Source organism: Thiovibrio frasassiensis, assembly GCF_029607905.1.
In the GTDB taxonomy this organism is placed as follows: Bacteria; Desulfobacterota; Desulfobulbia; order Desulfobulbales; family Desulfurivibrionaceae; genus Thiovibrio; species Thiovibrio frasassiensis.
In genome coordinates this window covers 1650885-1676161 of sequence record NZ_JAPHEH010000001.1, presented here as the reverse complement: position 1 = coordinate 1676161, position 25277 = coordinate 1650885, and the positions used below count along the sequence as shown (strand labels likewise).

The window sequence follows — 25277 nt, the reverse complement described above, 5'->3', positions numbered from 1 at the left end:
ATTGCTGCTCCCCTGGCAATTCAATGCCAAACACGTTATCCGGTTCACTCTGCATATGCCGGCAGATCAACGGTCATGGTGGTATGCGAGCCCGGCTCGCTCTCCACCCTGAGCTGCCCTTGAAAATCCCTGACCAGCCCGGCGCTGATGGACAACCCCAGGCCTGTTCCCTCCCCCGGTTTCTTGGAGGAGAAAAACGGCTCAAAGATCCTGGTAAGCAGCTCCGGCGAGATTCCCGGGCCATAATCGGTGATTTGCGTACGCACCAGGTGCCGGCCCTGATTTTCCACGGCCTGGCAGCGGATTTCCACCTTCTTGCCGGGATCTCTGCCAGGATATCGCTGATTGAGGGCGTAACGGGCGTTGCTGAGCAGATTGAGAAAAACCTGCTGCAGCTGCTGGGGATGCACCCGGATGGATGGCAGGTCAGGGGAGATATCGGTCTTGATAGTCACCCCGTCTTTCTGGAGCTGGTGTTTGATCAGGGACAAGGAATCGTGGATGATCGCCTCGATTGCGACCACCTCCGCCTCCTCCTCACGCTGGCGGGCGAAAAACAACAAATTTCTCACGATATAGGCAATTCGCTCCCCTTCCTTAATAATCCGGCCGAGCATCTCCCGCTGCATCGGACTGCTTGCCTCGTCCTCCATGGACACCTGGCTGGAGTCGTCGAGCAATACCTGGGCGTAGTTGATGATGCCGTTGATGGGGTTGTTTATTTCGTGGGCCACTCCGGCGGCCAGCTCACCGATGGAGGCAAGCTGACCGGCCCGCATGGTTTCGGCCCGGTACATCTTTTCTTCGGTGACATCCCGCAGGAGAATCAGAGCCTTGGTCTGGCCGTCGACATCGGCAAAGGGCACATAACTCTGTTCATAGTGGCGACGGTCGGACATGATCTCCTCGGTGCGCTGGATCTCGTTGCGCTCGATGGCGGCATGCATGCGGCACACCTCGCAGGGCTTGTCGCGCTGTTTGTAGACCTCGTAGCATTTCTCGCCGATCTTGTCGCCAAAGGTCCGGCGCAGGATCTCGTTTTGATATTCGATGACATAATCACGATTGAGAATGTGCATGCCCTGGTCGAGGGCGGAGAGAATCCCGCGGAACTTATCCCGCTCGGTGCGCAGCTGCAATTCGACTTCCAACTGCTCGGTGATATCCGTAAAGGTCACCACCGCCCCGGTCACCGTGCCATCCGGATCCTTCAACAGGTCGGTATTTTTGGAAACGCTCCGCACCTTACCGTCCCGGGTTTTGATCTGGCAGACCTTGCCGATCAGGGCATTGCCCTGATCATCGATAAAAGTCTCACATTCCTGCGCGCAGGGACCCAGGGCAAATATTTCGCAGGAATGGCCCAGCACCTCTTCCCGGCTGTAACCGGTAACCCGCTCGGCTTTGTTGTTCCAGCTGGTGATCCTGCCATGGAGATCCAGGCTTAAGGCCGCGCTGGGAATAACCCGCAGGGCAAGCTCGGCCTGGACAAGCTCCCGGGCGAGCTGCGCTTCGCTCAGCCGATGCGCCTCCAGTTCTTGCTGCAAATCCCGATTGGCCTGGAGCAACCCCTTTATTTCTTGCTCCCTGGCGTCTCCGCACCCTTGCTCAAAGTTTCCCATCGTCCACCTGTTGTATTTTTCAAGGATGCGCGTCGGCCCAGAGCCTTACAACACCTTGTCCAGCGCCTCGGCCAGATAGGCAAGATGCGCTTTTTCCTCATCGGCCATTTGCAGGAAAAACGTGCGAACCTCCTGCCGACCGCTCTTTTGTGCCATGCGGTTGTATAAATCCAGCGCCTGAGTCTCAAGGCCCATGGCCAGCTGAAAAATATCCTGTGTGGTGTGCAGATGCCCCTCGACCCGGGCGAGGAACTCCTCCACCCTGGCACCGCCCTCCATGACCCCACGCTCCCCTGTGCCCGGCATGGCTTCCGGCCCATGCACCTGCCGGTACTCGGCAAGCAGCCGTGCCTTGTGCTTGTCCTCGAAGCCCATCAAGCGGATATAGAGCTGCCGTTCCTCCTCAGCCTGCGCCCGTTCACCCATGAGCCGGTAGAACTCCTGCAGACCATCCTCCATGGCATAGGCAAGAGAGACCCCGTCCGGATACTCTTCCTGACCGGTAAAAAATTCCAACCCAGCTGCTTCCGGTCCGGTGGCCTGCTGTCCCTGCCAAGCCTTAATACCGCCGGCCATATTATAAACGCTTGCAAAATCCTTGCCAGCCAGCAGCTGAGAGGCAGCTTTACTCCTGCCGCCAATAGCGCAATAGACGATAACCGGCTTTTCCTTTTCAAGCTCAGTGAGCCGAGTCGGCAATTCCTTGAGCGGGATAAGGATAGCCCCGGCCAGATGCCCCGCTTCGTATTCCTTGGGCTGCCGCACGTCCAGCAGCTGATATGCCTCCGCTCCCCGGGCGTCCATGTACTCCTTTGCCTGGGCCACGCTAAAATCCTCACCCGGCATAAACAGATTTTTCCAGTTCATTGCTCTCTCCAAGGTTTGATGTTTTCCGCCAAGCGCATCCCGGGTTCAGGGAGTATTCCGCGTGAAGGGCAGGGCCAACAACTGCCAGAACCCCAGTTTTTCGATATCCCGGTGCGAACCGATGCCGATGACGATTTTTTCCTGTTCCACCGCGGTGGTCAGGGTGCCCAGCAACCGGTCCCAGAGGGAAAAGATCACTCCGTAATTGGAATCCCGCTCCTTGATCCGCACGGAATGGTGAATCCGATGCAAAAAAGGCGGGACCAAAAGAAGCACCCAAACCCGCTCAAACCATGGTGGAACCCTGATGCTGCTGTGATGAAACTGCACGGACAGGTTCACTATAATTTCAAACAGAATGTAGGCGGTAAGCGAAATACCGAAGGTATAGATCACCGCCAGCCGGATCAAGCCGGTAAAAAGAAACTCGCCCAGGTGAAACCGATTGGCCGTGGTTACATCCATATTCATATCGCTGTGATGCACACGGTGAAAGCGCCAAAGAAAGGGGAGCACATGGGTTTGCAGATGCCAAAGATAGATAAAAAAATCCAGGATCAGGATGCCCGCGACAATCTTGAACCATTCCGGCAAGCCCCAGGCATTGAGCAGCCCGATATTTTTTCCCTGCCCGGCAAGAAGCAAGGCGACAATGGCACTGGCATAAAGGAGGTGATAGATTGCGCCATTCACGATGGAGAGCGGCAGATTGGCGAGCCAGCGCCTGGGCCGGGGGACGGTGGGCTCCCGGTAGGAAAACCCCTGTTCGCACAACAAAAAGATAAAAACCCCGCCCCAATAGATGTAGGGCTTGATCGCATAGAGTTCCATAACCTTCCCTCCTCTCCCCGCCTTGCATTGTTTAGATAGTGATGATCGTGTAACCCGCCTCCACATAGCGAGCCATGGCCGGATGCCCCTGCATCTCGTCGGCCAAGGGCAAGCCCTGCGCCTCGGCCGCAGCCAAAGCGCCCATCTTATTGGCGCAGGCCCGGCAGACGCAATCAATAAGCCCCGCCTTTTTCACCTTGTCATACAGCGGAGCAAAGGGGACGTCCGGTTCAGCCAAATCCTTGATAAGGGTTGTGGCCTTTCCTTCGATAACCAGCTTGACATCCCAGCCCCTGGCCTGCATATCCAGGCCGTTGAGCATGGCGTGGGCAAAACAGGGCGCTTCCCCGGCAAAGGCAACGATCACAATCTTATGCTCCATGACATCCTCCTTTTAAAGACAATAGTAAATGATAAGATGGGGGGCATTGCTTCTCCAAAAAAACTACCATGTTTTTTCCAAAAAACCGGAAAAAATCATGTTCCATCGCTCACGAAAAGAGCCTTGGGGATCTCATAGTAGAGAAAGGAGAACTGTCAGAGGATCACTGAAAAAAGTGCGGAACCGCACCGAAGAGATGGAGCCAGGCTGGCACCGCTAGCCACAATCATTCCCCGCGGAATTACGCCAGCATCTTGCGGAGCTTCACGGCAAGTTCACCCGGCGAAAGCGGTTTACTGATGAAATTGGCATGCGTTCGGGAAACGCCATATTCTTCGAGCATGGAATCGGTATAGCCTGACATGAACAACACCCGGATACGAGGATCAACCGCCTGTACCCTTGCGGCCAGAACGTGGCCGGTCATCCCGGGCATGACCACATCGGTGAGCATGAGGTCGATCTTTTCCTTGCCCTGTTCGACCAGAAGCAGGGCTTCCGCGGAAGATGCTGCCGTGAGCACGGTGTAGCCCATGGACTCAAGGGAGTGGCGAAGAACGGCAAGGATCTCGGGTTCATCGTCAACCACGAGAATGGCCTCATTCCCCTGCAATGCCTCCAGGGCCGCCCCTGTTACCACGGCCTCCACCGGAGCCTCTACTCTGGGAAAATAGAGGCGGAAGGTGGTTCCCTTGCCAGGCTCGCTCTCAACCGCAATGTAGCCGCTATGCTGTTTGACAATACCATAGGCCGTGGCAAGGCCAAGACCCGTTCCCTTGCCCTGGGGCTTGGTGGTAAAAAACGGCTCGAAGATATGTTCCTGCACCTCCGTGCTCATGCCTTGCCCGGTGTCGCTCACCACAAGAACAACATACTGCCCTGGTTCGATATTGGCAAAATTGGAAAATTCACTCTGCTCCAGAACTTCCTCACGGCAGGAAATGGTCAAGGCACCACCATCGGGCATGGCGTCTCGCGCATTGATGGCCAGATTCAGCAGTACCTGCTCAAGCTGGTGCTGATCGGCAAGAATCCGTCCCTGTCCGCCGGGCACCACCTCCACCGTACAATGAATGCCTGGATGGATAAGTCGCCGGATCATGCTGCTCAAACCGGAGACAAGACTGCCCAGTTCAATAACCCGCACATCCACAACCTGATGGCGGCTGAAGGTGAGCAACTGACGGGTCAGGGCCGCGCCCCGGATGCCGGCCTCACGAATAGCACGCAGGGCGTTCGCCAGGGGATCACTCTCTGGCAGCCGCCTGAGATAGAGCTCGCTGTAACTTAAAATGGTGGTGAGCAGGTTATTGAAATCGTGGGCCACGCCGCTGGTCAAACGCCCGACCGCCTCAAGCTTTTGGGATTGCAGCAATTGGGCCTGCAATTTTTTTTCCTCGGTGACGTTGCGGAAAATACAACGGGTCAAATGGGGTTTGCCCTTTTCGTACCGACAGTTGGCCGCGCCCTGGATCATAATCTTCTCGCCATTTTTCGCGACAAAGGTTGTATCGATCCTGTCGATCCGCCCCTGATCCTGAACCTTTTGAAAGGTCTCCATGCAATGATCCGTACACTCCGAGTCGATGAGATCAAAGATGGTGAGATGCTTTACCTCTTCCTCCGTATAGCCGAAGGTGGCCCGCCAGGCAGGGTTGACCTGGATAAAGCTGCCGTCCGGACGGACGAACTGAATGAGATCGCTGGCGCTTTCAAAAAGATCCCGGTATTGCTCCCCGCTTTCCCGCAGAGCTGTTTCCATGCGCTTACGCTCGGTGATATCCCGAACAAAAGCGCCGATATAATCTACCCCGTCAACGGTGATGCAGGTTGCATTGACTTCTTTCTGGACAATCTCGCCGCTCTTGGTTCGGTGCGTGGTTTCAAGATGCAGGTCCCCCTGTTTTTTCCACTCGGGCCACAGCTCCCCGACCCTGGGGCCGACTTCCGGATCAATATCGGCAAGGGTTAAGGAAAGGAATTCTGCCTCGGTATAGCCGAGGCTTCCGGCGGCAGCCCGGTTCACATAGGCAAAGCCGCCTTCGGCATTGATCAGATAAAACTCCACGTTTGCCGTATCGACAACACGCATGAATAGTGCGCTCAGTTCCTGATTATCCACGCTGTATCCAATTTTTTTAATGCCGTTGATCTTGTCCTGCCGGAAATATCCTAAGCCACAATACCCTGCCCCCTCACATTTAACGAGAATTTGAGAGCAAGAATTTCATGCTTGCTTTAGTTTGTTTCTCTTTGCCATTTACACCCAAGACTGCATTTATTCCTTCGCCCGAATAAGCGATTCAAGCTCCTGCCAGTCCACGGAGCTTTGCCGACAGTTGCAATCCTTGAGCAGACACACCTGGGGAATAACCTTCAGTCCATGCCCTCCCAGGGAGCCCTCGGGAGAGATATTGGCGGAACGGAGATATTTTTCCCGCAGATCCCGGGTACACAGACAGCCGAGGACCGCGCGCGGCTTCCGCTCTTCGATCCGACGCACGAGGAAATCCCGACTGCGCAACACCCCGTCCTTCTTATGCAGTCTGCCGCTCACCACCACGGAAACATCCAGGTACCCTAAAGCCAATGCCATCTCCCGCATCTCCCGCAACCGGCAGGGAATCCGGCAATCGGGCTGACAAGCCAACCCCTTTTCCTGATCAATAACCGTTGGACACCCTTCGCCCCGCAGACAATAGGGCAAAAAAAGCATCCTTTCTCCGTAAGGGGTACTGACAAACCTTTGCCGAAAAAAGCGGTTCCCTGCCGCCACGACCTTCCGAACATAGCCATCCTTGTCCATCTTCGGAAAAAAACGGGTCAGAGGCCGATAGAAAAAAACCAAAACGGGCAGGGTCAACCAAGAGGGAAGGGATAGCGTCATAATCTCGATGGGTCTATTGTTGTTTTTTGCACCCCATGCAGATACACGGGGTCTCTGGCCGACAACGGGAATCTTCAATAGTCTGCCCTGCACAGCTTACCAGAACATCCCCCCGCGGGAGGAGGCTTCAAGGGCTTTGCCCCGCCGGGTCCTGATCCTTCTCGGCAGAGGCAATACCCTGCCACGCCTCAAGCAATCCTGCCAGCCATTTCTCGGCCAGAGCCAGCGATTTAGGAGAATTTTCACTGTTGGCCAGACTCAACTGAGCCAAGAGCATTTGGTAGCTGTCGTGCAATATATGCGTGGCTTCCGACTCAACGGAGCCAAGGGTATTGTCCAAATAATAGAGGATATCCATGGCCTTGCGCAGACTTTCCGCCTTACGAGCAATATCCCCGGCAACCAGGCTTTCCCGGGCATTGCGCAGATGAAAGAGGCTCCTTTCGTACAGAGCGATAATGTTGCCCACCGCACTCGCGGTTTCAACCATGGTTTTCAGATACTGCGGACCGGGCTGTTTCGGACCCATCACTTCCCTTGCCTCTGCCTCACCGGAGATCTTCTCCCTGCCTCGCTCCCTCGTTTATTTTCCATCCTCGCATATTAGGCTAAAAATCCATAGCGTGTTTTTGCAAAAAAGTCTTCCCAGTTTTCGACAATACCCGCGATATTCATCCCCTGCGAACAATCGGGTGCACGGACAGCCAGCGGATATGGTATCCTGTCCAGGGAAACCATGGGCTTTATTTCACGCAGCCCCTATGAAAAACACCTCCGTGCTCGGGAGAAAAAGATGCTGAAGCTTGTCAAGACAACCTCACGCAAAGCGGGCCTCCCGCCGGGCAGCCCCGTGTTCATCGGGGAAAAAGTCACTGAAACATTCGGCTTGGACATGGTCGATTACGATACCGAGAATATCTCCCTCACCACCCCTGTCCGGCTCGAAGAGTTCCATCTGCTGAAAAAAAAACCCAGTAACACCTGGATCAGGATCCACGGGTTGCACGACGCGCAGGCCGTGGACCGATTCTGCCTCGGCTTCGGCCTGCATCCCCTGACCATCGAGGATATTCTCCATACCGGCCAACGCCCGAAGATTGATCACTATGACGACTACCTTTTTTTGGTCATCAACCTGATCAACTATAACGACGCCACCCGAGAGATGAGCATGGAGCAGATCAGCTTCGTGCTGGGCCCCAGCTACCTCCTCACCTTTCACGAAAAGGACGACGATATCTTTGACGATGTCCTGGCCCGTCTCCAAACGAATAAGGGGCGCAGCCGAAAGATGGGCGTTGATTATCTCCTCTATTCCCTGCTGGACCGGGTGGTGGACAATTTCTTTTCCGTCCTGGAAAAAATCGGCGAGGAAGTCGAAGATCTGGAAGAGGAGCTCATTGCCGAGCCAACGCCGGAAACCCTCCAGTCCATCCACACCCTGAAGCGGGAGATGATCCTGCTGCGCAAATCGGTCTGGCCGCTTCGGGAGGTGATCAACGGTCTGCAACGGGACGAGACCGCCTTTATGGGCGAAGCCATCCGGGTCTACCTCAAGGATCTCTATGACCATACCATCCAGGTGCTGGACACGGTGGAAACCTTCCGGGACATCATCTCGGGCATGATCGATATCTACCTTTCCTCGGTGAGCAACCGGATGAATGAAGTCATGAAGGTGCTGACCATCTTCGCCGTGATCTTCATCCCCCTCACCTTCATCGCCGGGTTATACGGGATGAATTTCAATACCAGCAAGAGCCCCTTGAACATGCCGGAACTCAACTGGTATTTCGGCTACCCTTTCGCCCTCTCGCTCATGGCGGGCACGGCCATTGTCATGCTGATCTATTTTAAAAAGAAAAAATGGTTCTGAACCTCCCGCAGCCTGAATAATCTCCAGCCAAGATCTCCCGAAGTTCCCGAGGGACGGATTGGCTCTACTCCTCTGTCATGTTTTACCTGACTGGCGGAATACACTTGCTCCCCTTCTTTACCTTTATGATATAATGAATTACAGCGTCGCGGCCTCGCAAAAAAAGTAGCACGACGACCGTGCGCAAACAAAAAAATTGTGGCAGATATTTCGGTTTATAATTATATAATTAAATACTGAATATCCACTGGATCCCTTCAACACCGGACGGATTCTAAAAAGAGACCACAACACATGTCCCCACAAACAACACACAACAAAAATACCGGCCGCTCCCTTGCCTTCCCGCGCATAATCAGCCTCTTCTGCACCACCCTTCTGCTGCTGGCCGGCTTTTCATTTTCCCAGGCCGCCGAAAGCAATACCGCCATGGCAACACCTGAGGTCTGGACTGTCCGCAATGCGGTACGCTTTGCCTTACAAAACAACCCGGACAGCCGGATGGGGAAAAATCGCATCGAGGCGGCCCAGGCCGCTATCACCATGGAGCGGTCTTCTTTTTTCCCAAGGCTTGACCTGAACTCCCGGTACGACCAAACCAATAATCCCATGTATTCCTTCGGCAATATCCTCAACCAGGGAACCTTTAGTAATAGTATCGACTTCAACAATCCCGGCCGCACCGATAATCTGAACATGGGTGTCCGGCTCGGCTACCGGTTTTTCAATGGCGGCCGCGACCTCGCCGGCTTGAAGGCAGCCAAGGCCCAAGCGGTTTCCTCGGAGATGGAGCTTGAAGCAGTACAAGCCCAGCTCGCCTTTGAGGTGGTCCGCTCGTTTCAGCTCATCGTTCAGGCGGAGGAACTTGTCAAGGCGCAGCAGGCAACGGTGCAAGCGATTACCGCCTCGTTGAACGTGGCTCAGGCCCGTTACCAGGAAGGGGTCCTGCTCAAATCCGACCTCCTCGACCTGGAAGTGCAACAGTCCAAGGCGCAGGAAGGTCTGAGCCAGGCCAAGCACGGCCTTGAGGTAAGCCGGAGGATATTCCTCAGCCTGCTGGGGCTTGCCGATGGCCAGGTAACCCTCGACCCGGCCCAGTCTGCGCCCCAAGAAATTCCCCAGGCCGCCGAGCATGCGCCGCGTCCTGAATTAAAAAGCATGGACGCCCTGATCCGGGCGGCAAAAGCGCGGGTCAGGCAAGCCCAAGGCGGCTATTACCCCTCCCTGGAAGGGTATGCCGGATACGATGAAGACAAGGGCTATGTCACGGACGGCTCGGGCGACTCCTGGCAGGCCGGGGTCAAATTGCAGTTCAACCTTTCCGAAGGGGGACGAACCTCCGCCGAGATCAGCCGCGCCACCGCCATGCTCGCCGAGACACAGGAGCGCAAACGCAAGACCGAACTGGCCATCGCCCTTGAGGTAAAACAAGCGGAATTTGCGGTGCAGGATGCCAAGGAACGTTTGCAGGTTACGGAAAAAAGCGTGGCCCAAGCCAAGGAAAGCGCCAGGATCAACCGCCTCCGTTTTACGGAAGGGGTGCTGCTTTCCGCGGATCTCATCGGGGTGGAAAATCGCCTGACCGATGCCCTGGTGCGTCGCATTGTGGCGGAAACCTCCCATCGGATTGCCGTGGCGGACCTGCGTCGCGCCTTGGGACTGCCCCAGTTTCCCGAAGCATTGGAAATGCCGAGCAAACCCCAGCCAGAAACAACGACGGCTTCCAGATAAGCCCTGAAACAGGATAGACAACCATGTTCCATAAATATCTTTCTTCCGCACTTCTCCTGGGATTGCTCCTCACCGCTGTCGGGTGCAAGGACCCAAACCATGCCCGGACAAAGACCCAAACACTTCCCAGTGCAGAAGTACGGGTGATCACCGTGGCCGGCCAAGCGAGCCAGCGACAAATCGAGGTGGCCGGCGCCGTCGAGGCGGTCCAGAAGGCGACCATCGCCGCCAAAATAAGCGGGGTCATCGAGGAACTGCCGGTAGCCCTCGGGGCCGTAGTGAAAAAAGGGGCACTTCTGGTAAAAATCAGCGCCGGAGAGATAACCGCCCGGCTGTCCCAGGCCGAGACGCAGCTCGCCCAGGCACAACGGAATTTTGAACGTGAAAAACGGCTGCTGGAAAAAGACGCCTCCACCCGAGAAACGGTAAAGTCCCTGGAAGACGCCTACCGGGTGGCAGAGGCCGGTGCAAGCGAGGCCAGGGCCATGCGCAACTATGCCATGATCACCGCGCCCTTTGCCGGGATCATCACCCAAAAAATGACAAACACCGGCGATCTGGCCACCCCGGGAACGCCTCTCCTGGTACTGGAAAACACCGAACAATTACAAGTGGTTGTCGCGGCTCCGGAGGGTATGGCCCTAAAAATTAAACAAGGGGATACGCTGCCGGTGAGCATCCCCGCCGCCGAGTTTTCCCAGACCGGAACCGTAACCGAGATCAGTCCCTCGGCAGACAGTGCCTCCCGCACCGCTCTGGTAAAGCTCCGGATCGAAGGCGACGCCTCCTTGCGTCCCGGCCAGTATGCGCGGGTCGCCCTCCCCGGCGGCGCTGCGGCCGATACCTTCCTGGTCCCGGAAACAGCGGTGTTCCGTTTCGGCCAGATGGAACGGCTTTTTGTAGTGCAGGAGAACACGGCCCATTTACGTCTGGTCCGCAGCGGCGAACACCGGAATGGGCAGGTGGAGATTCTTGCCGGAGTCAATGGTGGTGAGCAGGTCGTGGCCCAGGGCGGCGAGCGGCTCGTTGATGGTCAACCCGTGCGCATCGTGCAATGATGAACCCTTCCCCCAGCAACCAAGACGGTTTTGCCGGCAGGCTCGCCTCGATCTTTGTCCAGTCCAGGCTGACTCCCATCCTGATCATTGCCTCCCTGCTCCTCGGGATCATGGCCATAACCATGCTGCCACGGGAGGAGGAGCCGCAGATCAAGGTGCCGATGATCGACGTCATGGTCGCCATGCCCGGCGCCTCCGCCAAGGAGGTAGAGGAACGGGTTTCCATCCCCATGGAAAAGCTCCTGTACGAACTGGGCGGAGTGGAATACATCTACACCACCTCCATGCCGGGCCAGTGCCTGCTCATCGCCCGTTTCTACGTGGGCGAGAAGATGGAGGACGCCATTGTCCGCCTCAACCAGAAGCTGGCCACCAATTTCGACCGCATTCCCCACGGCGTTTTCCCGCCACTGATCAAGCCGCACACCATCGACGACGTGCCGGTGCTCGCCCTGACCCTGCACAGCCCGAATTATGATCACTACACCCTCCGCCGCCTCGCGGCCCAGATCGATGACGCGGTCAAGAATATCCACGAAGTGGCCGAGACCAAGCTCATCGGCGGCGCCCGGCGTCAGGTGCGGGTTCTTTTTGATCCCGCCCGTCTTGCCGCCCGGCGGCTGACCGCAACGGAGCTCATCCCCAGACTGCAACAGGGGAATCTTCAATCCTACTCCGGCACCCTGCAATCGCTGAACAAGGAAATTCTCCTGCAAACCGGCCAGTTTCTTGCCTCGGCCAAGGAAATAGGCCGTCTGGTGGTGGGCGTTTACGGCAACCGACCGGTGTATCTCGACGAGGTGGCCACCGTGCTGGACGGCCCGGAAGAGCCGACCAATTATGTCCTTTTCGGCCAGGGCAAGGGACATGCGGAAGAAGCGGCGGTTACCCTCTCGCTTGCCAAGCGGCCGGGCGCAAACGCCGTGCAGGTGGTGGAGACGGTGCTGGCCAAGATCGAGACCCTCAAGGGGTCCGTCATCCCCGGCGACGTCACCATCAGCGTGACCAGGAACTACGGGGAGACCGCGGCGGAAAAATCCAACGAGCTCCTGCTGCACATGGGGATCGCCGTCTTCGGGGTAACCCTGTTGATCCTCTTCTTCCTGGGCTGGCGGGAATCGATCATCGTCATCCTCGCCATCCCCTCGACCCTGGCCCTGACCCTGCTGCTCTTTTACCTGTACGGCTACACCCTGAACCGCATCACCCTGTTCGCTCTGATTTTTTCCATCGGTATCCTGGTGGACGACGCCATTGTCGTGGTGGAAAACATCGTCCGCCATATCCGCTTGCCGGGCAACACCCGAAAACCCCTGCTCACGATCGCCATCGAAGCGGTGAACGAGGTGGGCAACCCGACCATCCTCGCCACCTGGGCGGTAATCGCCGCCATCCTGCCCATGGCCTTTGTCGGCGGGCTGATGGGGCCGTACATGCGCCCGATCCCCATCGGTTCCTCCGCGGCGATGATCTTTTCACTGATCATCGCCTTTACCGTGACCCCCTGGGCCGCCGTCCGGATCCTGAAAAAAAATTGCTCCCCAGAGGAATGCCCCATTGATGCCGAGGAGGAGGCGGAACTACAGGAAGACGCACACGGCCACGCCCCGGACGATTTCTTTACCCGCTTGTATCATCGGGTCATGGACCCCCTCCTGGGCCAGGCCCGCTGGCGGCTGATCTTTTTTCTCAGCATTACCGGACTGCTCCTCGCCTCCTGCTCCATGGTCTATTTCGGACTGGTCAAGGTCAAGATGCTGCCCTTTGACAACAAAAGCGAGTTCCAGATCATCCTGGATCTGCCCGAAGGGGCCACCTTGGAGGAAACCACCCAGGCGGCCAGGGAGATGGCCGCGGTCATTGGCCAAGAGCCTGAGGTGATCAACTATCAGGTTTACGCCGGGGCAGCCTCTCCGTATAACTTCAACGGGCTGGTCCGCCATTACTACCTGCGCAACAACACGAACCTGGCGGATGTTCAGATCAATCTGCTGCCCAAGGGAGAGCGCAAGGCCCAAAGCCACGAAATCGCCAAACGCATCCGCCCCAAGATTGCTCCCATCGCAAAAAAATACGACGCAACCGTGGCCGTGGCCGAGGTACCCCCCGGACCTCCGGTGCTGCAAACCCTGGTCGCCGAAATCTATGGGCAAACCGATGCGCAGCGGCTGAAACTGGCCACCAAGGTCAAGGAACTCCTCAGCGGCACGGAAGGGGTTGTCGATGTTGACTGGTACCGGGAGGCGCAACGGAGCAAAACCGTTATTGCCGTGGACAAGGAAAAAGCGGCCCTCAACGGCATTTCCGAAGGGGAGATCACCCAGGCCGTTGATCTGGCGGTCAAGGGGATGGCCGTCGGCCTTTTCCACCAGCCCGAGGACAAGGAAGGGGTCAGTATTCTCCTGGAACTGCCCCGGGGGCAGCGGGCACGGGTAGAAAGCATCTTGAACCTCCAGTTGCGCTCGGGCCTGAACCCGTCCGGCCCATTGGTGCCCCTGCGGGAGCTGGTCACGGTCAGCGAGGCGCCCATTGACCAACCCATTTACCGCAAGAACCTGAAACCGGTTATCTATGTGACCGCTGACGTTGCCGGCGCGGCGGAAAGCCCGGCCTACGCCATCTTCGCCATGAACAAACAGCTGGCGCAACTCGACGGCCGCGACTACGGGGGCGACCAGAAGGAAGTCACCATCTACAACCTCAAGCAGCCTTTTTCCGAGCTGGAACCTGCCATCAAGTGGGACGGCGAGTGGCACATCACCCTGGAGGTATTCCGCGATCTGGGGCTCGCCTTCTGCGCGGTGATGATTCTCATCTACATGCTCATGGTGGGCTGGTTTAAGGATTACACCGTGCCCCTGGTGGTCATGGCCGCCATCCCCTTTTCCCTGATCGGCATCCTCCCGGCCCACTGGGGTTTCGGCGCCTTTTTCACCGCCACCTCCATGATCGGCTTCATGGCCGGAGCCGGAATCGTGGTGCGCAACTCCATCATCCTCGTGGATTTCATCGAATTGCGCATCAGCCACGGCCTGCCGCTGGAAAAGGCGGTGGTGGAAGCCGGAGCCATCCGCTTCCGGCCCATGCTCCTCACTGCGCTGGCCGTGGTGGTCGGCGCCTCGGTGATCCTGGCCGACCCGATCTTCCAAGGGCTCGCCATTTCCCTGATGTTCGGAGAGATCGCCTCTCTTTTGATCAGCCGCATGGCGGTCCCGGTGCTCTATTTCATGCTCCGCCGCCACCGCCATCAGCCCACAGAGGCGAAGCCCCAGCTTGCCGAGAAAAGCCCATGAACCCACTGCCCCTTGAAATAAGCGCCTTGACGGCATCAGCCTTTCTGCTGTTGTTTGCCTATCACCTGGGGCTACTCTTCGTAAAACTCCGTTTTCCGGAAGCAACGATCTATGCCCGCAACGCCAGAACCAGGGCCGCCTGGGTCCGGGAAATGATGGGAAAAGAACATGGCCTCCTGGCGGTACAGACCCTGCGCAACTGGACCATGGCCGCAAGCTTTCTCGCCTCCACGGCAATCCTCATCGCCCTGGCCCTGCTCAATATCGTCCTGACCCCGCCCCACCAAAACGATGCCGGCCTGCAGATGCTCAATTTCATGGGCACACGGCTCGAGAGTTTTCACCAGATCAAGCTGCTCATCCTCTCGGTGGATTTCTTCTTTACCTTCTTTAATTTCACCATGGCCATCCGTTACTACAACCATCTGGGCTTCATGATCAATGTCCCCCAGAGTTCGACCGGACTCCCCCCCGCCTCGGTGGTGCAAACGGTCCAGTACGGAGCCGCGCACTACACCCTGGGAATGCGGGGCTACTATCTCTCCGTCCCCTTGGCCCTATGGCTTTTCGGCCCTGGCTGGCTTCTCGTCGGCACCCTGATCGTCATCGCCATCCTCTGCCACGTGGATCGAACCGGCTGATTTTCTCCCACCAAACAGAGCGGCTGATTTTTTTTTGCACCCACATCCGACAATCTTCGCTATAATTTTATACTGGCAAACACCTCGAATTTCTGGTATCGGGTCAGTGCAGGAATAAATTCGTCCGCCCCCATAAAATCAAAGGGTTACAGATATCAGCCCCCCACACCTTCCCACAGTGTGGGACTTCACCAATCACTGTGTTCACCGCACACGGAGGAGATCATGAAAAAAGTCGCCCTGGCTCTTGGCCTGCTGCTCGCAACCGCGCTAACCGGCTGCGATTCCGGCCCCTCGCAGCAATCTACGCCCGTCCAATCCCTTTCCATCAAGGGTTCCGACACCATGGTCCATCTGGTCAGCTCCTGGACGGAAGAATTCATGAAGAGCCACCCCGATGTTGACATCTCCGTAACCGGCGGCGGCTCCGGCACCGGCATCGCCGCTTTGATCAACGGCACCACCGATATCTGCGCGGCCTCCAGAGACATGAAAGAAAAAGAGAGAAAACAGGCGGAAGGGAATAAGGTTTCCCCGGTGGAGCTCTCGGTGGCCCGCGACGGCATCGCTCTGATCGTGCATCCGGAAAATCCGGTAACCAGCCTGACCATTGACCAGCTGCGTCTCATCTACACAGGCAAGGTGACCAACTGGAAGGAGGTCGGCGGCAGTGATACCCCCATCCTGCTCTTGTCCCGCGAGTCCAGCTCCGGCACCTTTGTCTTCTTCCAAGAGCATGTCCTGAACAAGGAAGACTTCAGCCCCTCCGCCAGGTTGCTGCCCGGAACCTCGGCCCTGGTCCAGGCCGTAGCCGCCGACCGTGGCGCCATCGCTTATGTGGGGTTGGGTTTTGCCGCGGAAGCGCAAGGCAAGGCAAAAACCCTTGGGGTGCAGGCCAGCGACCAGCCGAGCCCGGTGATCCCCAGTGAGGAGACGGTTCGCTCCGGAGCTTACGCGGTTTCCCGGCCGCTTTTCTTCTATACCAATGGCACGCCAAACGAGACGGCAAAACAGTTCATCGATTTCTGCCTCAGTCCGGCAGGCCAGAAGATTGTGAGAGAAACGGGATATGTCCCGGTCTCGTAAACTGCACATAACCGATAAGCTGATGCGGCTGCTGCTGGTCAGCGCCGCATCGACCAGCGTCCTCATCGTCTGCCTGATTTTCCTCTTTCTTTTCAAGGAGGCGGGGCCGTTTGCGCTGCAGCCAGGCTTGGAAAAGCTCTTCGACAGCCAGTGGATTCCTGTTTCTTTTCAGGAAGAGCATTTCGGCGTTGGCCCCCTGCTTTCCGGCTCCGCCCTGGTAACCGCGCTGGCCATGCTGGTCACGGTCCCGATCTCCGTGCTGGTGGCCATCTACATCGCAGAAATTGCCCACCCCACCGAACGCGAGTTCCTCAAACCTTTCATTGAAATCCTGGCCAGCATCCCCTCGGTGGTGCTGGGCTTTTTCGGCCTGCTGGTGGTGGCCCCCCTCATCAAGGCACTCTTCGGCCTCACCACCGGCCTCACCGCCCTGACCGGCGCCCTGCTCCTCTCGCTCATGGCCATCCCCACCATCATCTCCCTTTCGGAGGATGCCCTGGTCAGCGTGCCCTATGCCCTGAAAAATGCTTCCCTGGCCTTGGGTGCCAGCCATCTGCAGACCATTTTCCGGGTTACCTTGCCTGCGGCCCTGCCAGGAATCGTGGCTGCGGTCATGCTCGGGATCGGCAGGGTTATCGGGGAAACCATGGCGGTGCTGATGGTCACCGGCAATTCCGCGATCCTCACTTTTTCCCCTTTGGCCTCGGTCCGGACCATGACCGCCACCATCGCCGCGGAGATGGGCGAGGTGCCTTTTGGCAGCGTCCATTATCAGGCGCTTTTCTGGATCGGCATCATCCTGCTCGGCATCACCTTTGCCCTTAACATCGTGGCCCAGCGCGTGCTCAAGAAATACGGCATGATGAAATGATGAACAACACTGCGGACAAATTTATTCTTCTCTCCCTGCGGCTCATCACCTACGCCATTGTCCTGGTGATCGGCTATATCCTCTTCGACATCATCAAAAACGGCGCCTCGGCCCTCAACTGGCAGTTCGTCAGCAGCTTTCCCCGACGCAGCGGGGCAGAAGGCGGCATCTATCCCGCCATTGTCGGCACCCTCTATCTGGTGGTGGGCACCATCGCCGTTTCGTTGCCGCTGGGAATCGGCGGCGCCATCTATCTTGCCGAATATGCGGATCAAGGGAGATTCAACAGCCTGATCCGCTTGGCCATTGTCACCTTGGCGGGCGTGCCTTCCATCGTTTTCGGTCTCTTCGGCCTCGGCATCTTTGTCCTCTTCTGCGGCTTCGGCCCCTCAATCCTGGCAGGCAGTCTGACCTTGGCCTGCATGGTCCTGCCCACTATTATCGTGGCCAGCGAAGAATCGCTGCGCGCCGTGCCCAAGGGGTTCCGGGATGCGAGCCTCGCCTTGGGGGCCACCAAGTGGGAGATGATCCGCACGAACATCCTGCCCTATTCCCTTTCCGGCATGATAACCGGCTCGATCCTGGGTATTGGCCGGGCGGCGGGAGAAACCGCCCCCATCCTCCTGACGGTGGCCGCCTTTTATCTCCCCAGGCTGCCCAAGTCTGTATTTGATCAGGTCATGGCCCTGCCCTACCATCTGTACATCCTCGCGACCCAGCATCCAGAAGCGGACCGGATCAGACATATGCAATACGGCACCGCCCTGATTCTCCTCTTACTGGTCTTGGGCTTAAGCCTTGGCGCGATACTCATCCGAACACATTTCAGGAAAAAATACCGATGGTAGAACAGTCGATTTACCCAAAAGATCTGGAGATGGTCATCACCACCAGCCAGGTCAACTTTTTCTACGGGGTCACCCAGGCGCTTTTTGACATCTCCCTGTTGATGCCGGCCAAACATGTCACTGCCCTGATCGGGCCCTCCGGTTGCGGCAAGTCCACCTTTCTCAGGTGCCTGAATCGGATGAACGACACCATCCCCCACAGCCGGGTGGAAGGGAATATCTCCATCAACCAAAAAAATATCTACGCGCCGGGAACCGATGTCGTGGAACTGCGCAAGGAGGTGGGGATGGTTTTCCAGAAATCCAACCCCTTCCCAAAATCCATCTTCGACAACGTTGCCTACGGCCCCAGGATTCACGGCGAAAAAGACCACAAACGTCTTACCGAGATCGTGGAACAAAGCCTGCAGCAGGCTGCCATCTGGGACGAGGTCAAGGATCGGTTGCACGCCAATGCCATGGGCCTCTCCGGCGGCCAACAGCAGCGGCTCTGCATCGCCCGTGCCCTGGCCGTAGGACCGAAGATTCTACTCATGGACGAGCCCGCCTCGGCCCTTGACCCCAAATCAACCACCCGGATCGAGGATCTCATCGGCGAGTTGCGCACCAACTACACCATCGTCATCGTCACCCACAATATGCAACAGGCCGCCCGGGTTTCCGATTACACCGCTTTTTTCTATGAAGGGCGCCTGATTGAATGTGATGCAACCCCGAAAATATTTACCAACCCTCGGCAGAAACAGACAGAAGATTACATAACCGGCCGCTTCGGATGAAAATGGAGTGCAACTATCCCGCTTGATGCCAGGACTATATGCAAAACAGGGAATGTAACTGTTAAGCAGTGCCGCAGATGCGCGAAAGAGGCCTGCGGCGTGTGCTATTGCACATAAGCAGGCCGATGACAGTTAAGCGGACAAGTGAGACTACGAAGCAGATGTGGTACTGCTTAACAGTTACAAGGGAGTAAACATCATGCCAAAACACATGCAGCACGACATCGACAAACTGAAGGCAAAGATCATCGCCATGGGAGAGGCCGTGGAAGATCGCGTCTATCAAGCCACGCTTTCCGTGATCAACCGTGATCCCTCCAAGGCCAACGCGGTGATCAAGGGAGACCGGGAGATTGACGACATGGAGGTGGAGGTCGAGGAGGATTGCCTGAAGATTCTCGCCCTGTATCAACCGGTGGCCATCGACCTGCGCTTCATCGTGGCGGTCCTGAAAATCAACAGCGATCTGGAGCGGATCGGGGATCTGGCGGTGAATATCGCCGAACGGGGATTATTCCTCGCCGGACAGGAGCAATTTGCAATCCCCTTTGACCTGACAGCCATGGTCAATCTGGCCGAAAAAATGGTCACGGAAAGCATTGATGCGCTGATCAACCATGATGTGCGCTTGGCCCACCATATCCGGGCAGCGGACGACACCATGGACGCCATGAACCGGGAGATGTACACCCAGCTCAAGGGGATGCTCACCACCGATACCGAACATGTGAACAACCTGCTGCATGTTCTCTCGGTGGGCCGCCATCTGGAACGAATTGCCGACCATGCGACCAACATCGCCGAGGATGTCATCTACCTGGTCGATGCCCAGATCATCCGGCACACCCCCGAGCTTTACGACGAGTAGACCTGAAAGCCTCTGACAGAGCGAGCCTTGCCCGCCTTAGGTTGATTGCAATTGATATCGATTGGAACAAAAGACCAGGAAAGGTAACGCCTTGGCACAGCACAGGGGGGGACAATCTCTTGAGACAGAAGCTGAATCCTTTGTTCCGCCTACATCATCCCTTTACGGATGATGTAGCCACAAAAGTTGTACCACTTGAAAAAGATCTCACAGTCGCTGAAGCCGTTCTGCAAGACGAGATCCTCGTTTTCCTGCACCCGGTAGGGGATGAGGACATTCTCCAGAGCCTCGCGCTTCTGACTGATCTCAAGCTTGCTGTAGCCGTTTGCCTCCTTGAAATCATAGTAATACTTGATAAAAAACCGGTTCAGCAGCGAATCCCGGCTCAATACCTTTTCAATGAGGATCAAGCAGCCATTCTCGTTGACTCCCTTGGCTATACTCTGAATCAAACGATCCCGGTTCAGAGGCCGGACAAACTGCAGGGAGAGGTTCATGATCACAACTGAGGCGTTTTCAACATGAACCTCTTTGTTGAGATCCATGCACTCCAAGCTGTAATCATGCTGCATGCCGTATGCCTGCAGCTTTTCTCCGGCTTTTTTCAGCATTTCCTCGGAATAATCGCAGCCCACCAGATGCACCCCGCGGGGCAATAACGGATCAAGTTGGATCAGGGTCGTTCCGGTGGAGCAGCCCAGGTCATAGACATTGGTGCCAGGCACCGCGAAATCCCGGGCCAACTCCGACACCATCCGTTGCACTTCAAGATAAAAAGGAACCGAGCGGACCAGCATGTCGTCAAAGACGGACGCGGTTTTGGCGTCAAAACTGAAATCGGCCACCGTGCCCTGTGGTGTGGCAAAAATTTTATCCTTAGCCATGCGAGTTCTTTTCCCTTCCCCCCGACACTATTCTTGATCCGACTATAAACGTCCGCTCAAATCCGGATGCGGCATGTACTTCTTGCCCAACTGTTTCCGATTATCACAATGAAGAGCGGGAGTCCACGGTTATCGCATTTTTCCCAATTCCGGAGCGGGTGGGCTTGCCCGCAGCCTGGCTCATTACGGGAAGCTTCTCGCCACCCGACCACCGGCCCAAACCTCTCTGGTACAGGAGGCTGGCCCCCTGATACGAGCAGATGGCCTTACGGCTCAGTTCCGCATTCTCGGCAACCGGCACCAGGACCGCATCATGCATTGTTTCACGGACCACCTGATACTGGGCAAGCCCCTTTCGTTCATTGAGGATAGCCAGATATCCATCCTCCAGATAGCCGAGGCGCTGGTAGTTGCCGATAAAGGCGCGGGGGGTAAAATCTGACGCCAGGATATCCTTGCCAAAAAACTTGCTGTGGTATTGCCATTTCAAAAGGCCAAACAGGGTGGGTCCCAGATCGATCTGGCTGGCCAGGGTGGTGTTCACCCCCCGGGGAACGATCCCCGGCCCATAAAAAATCATAGGGATATGGTAGCTATGCACTGGCAATTCCTGTCGACCGGCACTGCCGGCACAATGATCCGCGACAACAATGAAGATGGTGTTGTCAAACCAGGAATGGCGTCGTGCCTCTTCGATGAATTTGCCAATGGCGTAATCGGTATACTTGACCCCCCCCGCTCGCCCGGTTTTCACGGGGATGTCGATTTTCCCCTCGGGATAGGTAAAAGGCCGGTGGTTTGAGGTGGTCATGACATACCCGAAAAATGGCTTTTTCCGGCTTGCGGACTGATCAAATTCACGCAGAGCCCGGCCCAGGATATCCTCATCGCATACGCCCCAGATATTGGCAAAGGAGATCTCTTCCGCACTGAGATCACTCCGATCGGTAATATCAAACCCGTTGCCGCCGAAAAAGGCGTTCATGTTGTCAAAATAGCCGAAGCCTCCATAAAAGAACCTGGTGTCGTATCCTTTCTCGCGAAAAACAAAGCCCAGGGAAAAGAGGTTATCGTTATTGGTCCGCTTCACAATGGAGCGCCCCGGGGTCGGCGGCACCGAAAGGGTGACTGCCTCCATCCCCCGAACGGTCCGGGTGCCGGTGGCATACAGCCGATTGAAAAGCAGTCCGTCCTTGGCCAAGGCGTCAAGATTGGGGGTAAGACCTGCGGTGTTGCCAAAAGCACCGAGATACTCCGCGCTCAGACTTTCCACCATGATTAAGACGACGTTATGCCGTTTTTCCGGGGATGCTGAACCAATTACCCGCTCTATATCTGTCGGGTTGTCATCGACATAACGACTATTTTTGGTCTTCAGCAGGGTCCGCAGCTCACCGAGGGCCTCCTTCTCCTCCATGTTTTTATAAAACGTCGCATAATCGAGGCTGTTATTGCGAAAGGCGGAAAAGAGCTGGTATATCCCATTTTCCGCCAGTTCCGTTTCATAGCGGTTCTGAAAGGTTTTGCTGGCAAAAGAGCCATCCACGGCCAAAAACACCAGGACCGGCAACAACAAAAAGGTTGCGCCGGTCCCGAGCCGGACGGAAAGTTTGGCAGCGGAGCGGTCCTGTTGTCGTACCGAGGCCATCACGACCTCAAGCCGGGGCCGAAGGACAAGAAAAATCAGGGCGGCTCCAATGCCAACAATACTCATCAGCAACGGAACCGGATAGGATTCGCGAATATTGCCGATGACCTCATTGGTATAGATCAGATAGTCCACGGCGATAAAGTTGAAACGCACCCCGAACTCATCCCAGAACAGCCATTCCGCCAGAGCGGAAAAAAGCAGGCCATAGCAGATGGCAAAAACCAGGGGATAGAGGATCAGCCGGTGCCACCGGCTGACAAAGAACCGCTGGGGTATGAGCAGCAGATAGAGGACTAGGGGAATGGCGAAATAGGCCGCATTGGCCAGATCATAGAACAGCCCGACCAAAAAGATGGTGCCCACGGTCAGGGGAGAATGTCCTATCTCCGGCCAGCTGCGGATCAGCAACACCAGGCGTATGCCAAAGGCATACAGGGTGTAGCTGAGAAAAAAAAGACGGAGAAGCTGAAAACGGCCAAGAGAGGGCAGGCGGGAAAATCCTGACAACAGGGGTTGTATGATCTTTACCATGAGAGGAATACGCTGCTCCGTTGAAACGCTGTCCCTTGTTGGCGCTCGAAATGGGCGCGGATTTTCCAAGGAAGAGCAGTGAGTTGGCGGATTATAGCATGCAATAATTACCAGAAGATTTCCGGAACATTACAAACGTGAAAGGTTGGCGCCTGGAGAACGATGGCGCATCAAGAAGAAGACGCTCAAGATTGCGGTGGGGACTCCCCTGGCAACTGCAGGATGAAGGTCGTACCCTGACCTGGCGCACTTTCCACCTTGATCCTGCCCGCATGGGCCTGGATGACTGCCTTGACAAGGCTCAGACCGAGGCCAAGACCGCGCTGGCTGCGGCTGTGATCTCCCCGATACAGCCGATCAAAAATCAGGGGGAGATCATGCGGCGGAATACCTGTGCCGGAATCCCGCACCTGGATTACCACCTCTTCACCCTGACGATCACAACTGAGTTCAATGCGGCCACCGCGCGGCGTATGTTTCAGGCTGTTATCCAATAGGTTGGCGACAACCTGCCGCATCCGGTCTCTATCCGCCGACACCGTAAGATCAGCCGGACCGACCACAGAAACCTCCACCCCGTTTTCCTCTGCCACATACTGGTACAGATCGACCACCTCTCCAAGAAGCGAAACGATATCGATGGATTGGCGGTGCAGCTTCATCGCCCCGGTCTCCGCCTCGGAGATGTCCATCAGGGTATTGAGCATGGTCATGATCCGCTCCGACTCTTCGGCACAATCCAACAGGGCTTCGCGCAACACCTCTGCCGTGTTGTCGGACTGTAGGGCGGTTTCGATCCCGGCCCGCAGACGGGTCACCGGAGTGCGCAGATCATGGGCCACGTTATCCAGCGCGGCGCGCATGCCGGCAAGCAGCTGTTCAATCCTTGCCAGCATGATATTGAAGAGGCGAACCAGCTCGTCCAGCTCATCGCCGGTCTGCCGCGATGGCACCCTGGCGTCCATCTTGCCGATATCGATGCTGCGCACCACCTGAATAAGGTCGCGCACCGGCCGAAGAGAGCGGAAAGCAAGAAAAACCCCGCCGCCAAAAGCAAAAATTATTAACGGAACCATGGTCCCGGCGAAGACTCGGCCGAAATACTCGAGAATTTTTTGCCGCTCCCGAGACCCCCGCCCGATCTGGAGCAGATAGCCGCTCTGCAACCGTCGGCTGATGATCTCAAGGGCATCTTCTCTCCCTTTTGCCGGCAGCAAGATCCAACCATCGGCGCCAACTCCGCTGGGGAACAGGGGAAACGCTTCACTGTCCAACTGGTGCCATTCCGGCGGCAGGGTAACAATGAGTGACTGATTGGTGGGGTCGGCAACCCGGACAAAAAAACCTGCCTGGCTGTTCTGCCCGTCCTCCAAACGGATCTCGGCAAGCATGGACTGCAGACCGCTCTGCTCCTCCTGCAGGACATATTCGTTGAGCTTGGCCAGGATGATGTTGCGATCCTTTTCCATGATCGCGGCGCGCATGGGGAAATAGAGCAGGGAAAAAAGCAAGAGCGCACTTGAGATGAAAATAAGGGAATACCACAGGGCCAGGCGAAAGCCCGTGGTTCTTGCCAGCTGTTTAATCCTTGCCAAGGGCATAGCCTACCCCGCGAATCGTTTGAATCAGCTTGCGTTCGAAATCACGGTCGATTTTATTGCGCAACCTACAGATAAGCACATCCACCACATTGGTTTGGGGGTCAAAATTATAATCCCAGACATGCTCCAAAATCATGGCCTTGGAAATGACCCGCCCCGGATTACTCATGAGGTATTCAAGAAGGGAAAACTCTCTGGGTTGGAGCTCAATCTTGCGCTCTGCCCGATAAACCTCCCGGGTCAGCTTATCAAGAGAGAGATCCTCCACCTGTAGGATCGTTGCTTCGGGTGCGGCGCCTGCCCGACGGATCAGGGCCTGTACCCTGGCCAGCAGTTCGGAAAAAGAGAAGGGCTTGGTGAGATAATCGTCTCCGCCGGCCTGCAAACCCTTGATCCTATCCTCAACCGAACGTTTGGCGCTGAGAATGATCACCGGGGTGTTCACCTGTCGGCGGCGGAGCTGATCAAGGAGGGAAAGGCCATCAAGCCTTGGCAGCATGATATCAAGAATGGCAAGGCCATAGGCGCCATCCAACGCCCGGACAAGACCATCTTCTCCATTGTCTGCGACATCAACGGAAAAGCCCGCCTGTCGGAGCCCCATACTGATAAAAGAGGCAATTTTAGGGTCATCTTCGACTACGAGTATACGCATGCCCACCATGTCCCAAAAAATACCTGCCACGCTCAGAATCGAATAACCAAGACCGCAGGTTTATCCATTATCCCCCATCCAAGCTTGGCGTCAGCTAAAAAGCTCATATAACAGTAGCAGGCCAAGGAATAACCGGCAATCAGAACTTTCCCGAGAAAAAGAGGGGCTCCGCATCTTCTCTAAAAAAGAATATATGCGGGCAGGCCGGGCAGTATGGTATATTTTCTTTTTATTTCCGGGAGCACGCGTCTGTCCGGAAGATGCCAGGATTATCGTCGGCGAGATCTTTATTCCCCACACAATGACCATGCCCCC

Annotated in this window: 21 protein-coding genes; 10 read left to right on the top strand and 11 right to left on the bottom strand. The window is 56.4% G+C overall.

What is annotated here, in order from left to right; all coding sequences use genetic code 11:
* Positions 1-44: 44 nt before the first annotated feature.
* The 7 genes from OLX77_RS07960 to OLX77_RS07930 all read right to left on the bottom strand — a co-directional run bounded on the left by OLX77_RS07960 (position 45) and on the right by OLX77_RS07930 (position 7118).
* The gene (locus OLX77_RS07960) at positions 45-1622 is read right to left on the bottom strand and encodes a PAS domain-containing sensor histidine kinase (protein WP_307633059.1); all 1578 of its coding nucleotides are present in this window, start codon (positions 1620-1622) and stop codon (positions 45-47) included.
* A 45-nt stretch (positions 1623-1667) separates the two neighbouring features.
* Positions 1668-2489: a rhodanese-like domain-containing protein gene (locus OLX77_RS07955; protein WP_307633058.1), complete on the bottom strand. Its 822-nt coding sequence runs from the start codon at positions 2487-2489 to the stop codon at positions 1668-1670.
* 45 nt (positions 2490-2534) lie between these two features.
* Positions 2535-3320, bottom strand: a complete 786-nt coding sequence (locus OLX77_RS07950; protein ID WP_307633057.1) for a sterol desaturase family protein — start codon at positions 3318-3320, stop codon at positions 2535-2537.
* Between the two features lie 31 nt (positions 3321-3351).
* Positions 3352-3702 carry a cytoplasmic protein gene (locus OLX77_RS07945; RefSeq protein ID WP_307633056.1) on the bottom strand — a complete coding sequence of 117 codons (351 nt, stop codon included), beginning with the start codon at positions 3700-3702 and terminating at the stop codon, positions 3352-3354.
* A 241-nt stretch (positions 3703-3943) separates the two neighbouring features.
* A complete protein-coding gene (locus OLX77_RS07940; RefSeq protein WP_307633055.1) occupies positions 3944-5824 on the bottom strand; it encodes a PAS domain S-box protein in 1881 nt (626 codons plus the stop codon).
* A 156-nt stretch (positions 5825-5980) separates the two neighbouring features.
* Complete coding sequence (locus OLX77_RS07935) at positions 5981-6589, bottom strand: DUF116 domain-containing protein (RefSeq protein ID WP_307633054.1); 609 nt, start codon at positions 6587-6589, stop codon at positions 5981-5983.
* Positions 6590-6716: 127 nt separating this feature from the next.
* Positions 6717-7118, bottom strand: a complete 402-nt coding sequence (locus tag OLX77_RS07930; protein WP_307633053.1) for a flagellar export chaperone FliS — start codon at positions 7116-7118, stop codon at positions 6717-6719.
* A 264-nt stretch (positions 7119-7382) separates the two neighbouring features.
* Here OLX77_RS07930 and corA point away from each other — a divergent pair, with 264 nt between their 5' ends.
* The 10 genes from corA (at position 7383) to phoU (ending at position 19640) form a co-directional block, all read left to right on the top strand.
* Entirely contained in the window at positions 7383-8465 is a 1083-nt protein-coding gene (gene corA / locus OLX77_RS07925) for a magnesium/cobalt transporter CorA (protein WP_307633052.1), read from the top strand.
* 294 nt (positions 8466-8759) lie between these two features.
* Positions 8760-10196, top strand: a complete 1437-nt coding sequence (locus tag OLX77_RS07920; protein ID WP_307633051.1) for a TolC family protein — start codon at positions 8760-8762, stop codon at positions 10194-10196.
* Positions 10197-10219: 23 nt separating this feature from the next.
* A complete protein-coding gene (locus OLX77_RS07915) occupies positions 10220-11254 on the top strand; it encodes an efflux RND transporter periplasmic adaptor subunit (RefSeq protein WP_307633050.1) in 1035 nt (344 codons plus the stop codon).
* A complete protein-coding gene (locus OLX77_RS07910) occupies positions 11251-14547 on the top strand; it encodes an efflux RND transporter permease subunit (protein ID WP_307633049.1) in 3297 nt (1098 codons plus the stop codon). Before OLX77_RS07915 ends, OLX77_RS07910 begins: the two co-directional genes overlap by 4 nt.
* Positions 14544-15188 (top strand): DUF599 domain-containing protein, encoded by a 645-nt coding sequence (locus tag OLX77_RS07905; protein ID WP_307633048.1) that lies wholly within the window; start codon positions 14544-14546, stop codon positions 15186-15188. Before OLX77_RS07910 ends, OLX77_RS07905 begins: the two co-directional genes overlap by 4 nt.
* A gap of 225 nt (positions 15189-15413) precedes the next feature.
* A complete protein-coding gene (locus OLX77_RS07900; RefSeq protein WP_307633047.1) occupies positions 15414-16274 on the top strand; it encodes a phosphate ABC transporter substrate-binding protein in 861 nt (286 codons plus the stop codon).
* Complete coding sequence (pstC, locus tag OLX77_RS07895; protein WP_307633046.1) at positions 16258-17145, top strand: phosphate ABC transporter permease subunit PstC; 888 nt, start codon at positions 16258-16260, stop codon at positions 17143-17145. The genes OLX77_RS07900 and pstC overlap by 17 nt, the downstream gene beginning before the upstream one ends.
* Positions 17142-17993, top strand: a complete 852-nt coding sequence (gene pstA, locus OLX77_RS07890) for a phosphate ABC transporter permease PstA (RefSeq protein ID WP_307633045.1) — start codon at positions 17142-17144, stop codon at positions 17991-17993. The genes pstC and pstA overlap by 4 nt, the downstream gene beginning before the upstream one ends.
* Positions 17987-18772, top strand: a complete 786-nt coding sequence (gene pstB, locus OLX77_RS07885) for a phosphate ABC transporter ATP-binding protein PstB (RefSeq protein ID WP_307633044.1) — start codon at positions 17987-17989, stop codon at positions 18770-18772. Before pstA ends, pstB begins: the two co-directional genes overlap by 7 nt.
* A 199-nt stretch (positions 18773-18971) precedes the next feature.
* On the top strand, positions 18972-19640 hold the full coding sequence (phoU, locus tag OLX77_RS07880; protein WP_307633043.1) for a phosphate signaling complex protein PhoU: 669 nt from the start codon (positions 18972-18974) through the stop codon (positions 19638-19640).
* 149 nt (positions 19641-19789) lie between these two features.
* Here phoU and cmoA read toward each other — a convergent pair whose 3' ends face one another.
* The 4 genes from cmoA to OLX77_RS07860 form a co-directional block, all read right to left on the bottom strand.
* Complete coding sequence (gene cmoA / locus OLX77_RS07875; protein WP_307633042.1) at positions 19790-20524, bottom strand: carboxy-S-adenosyl-L-methionine synthase CmoA; 735 nt, start codon at positions 20522-20524, stop codon at positions 19790-19792.
* Between the two features lie 103 nt (positions 20525-20627).
* A complete protein-coding gene (locus OLX77_RS07870; RefSeq protein WP_307633041.1) occupies positions 20628-22706 on the bottom strand; it encodes an LTA synthase family protein in 2079 nt (692 codons plus the stop codon).
* A gap of 185 nt (positions 22707-22891) precedes the next feature.
* Entirely contained in the window at positions 22892-24301 is a 1410-nt protein-coding gene (locus OLX77_RS07865; protein ID WP_307633040.1) for a sensor histidine kinase, read from the bottom strand.
* Entirely contained in the window at positions 24288-24962 is a 675-nt protein-coding gene (locus OLX77_RS07860; RefSeq protein WP_307633039.1) for a response regulator, read from the bottom strand. The genes OLX77_RS07865 and OLX77_RS07860 overlap by 14 nt, the downstream gene beginning before the upstream one ends.
* Between the last annotated feature and the right edge of the window lie 315 nt (positions 24963-25277).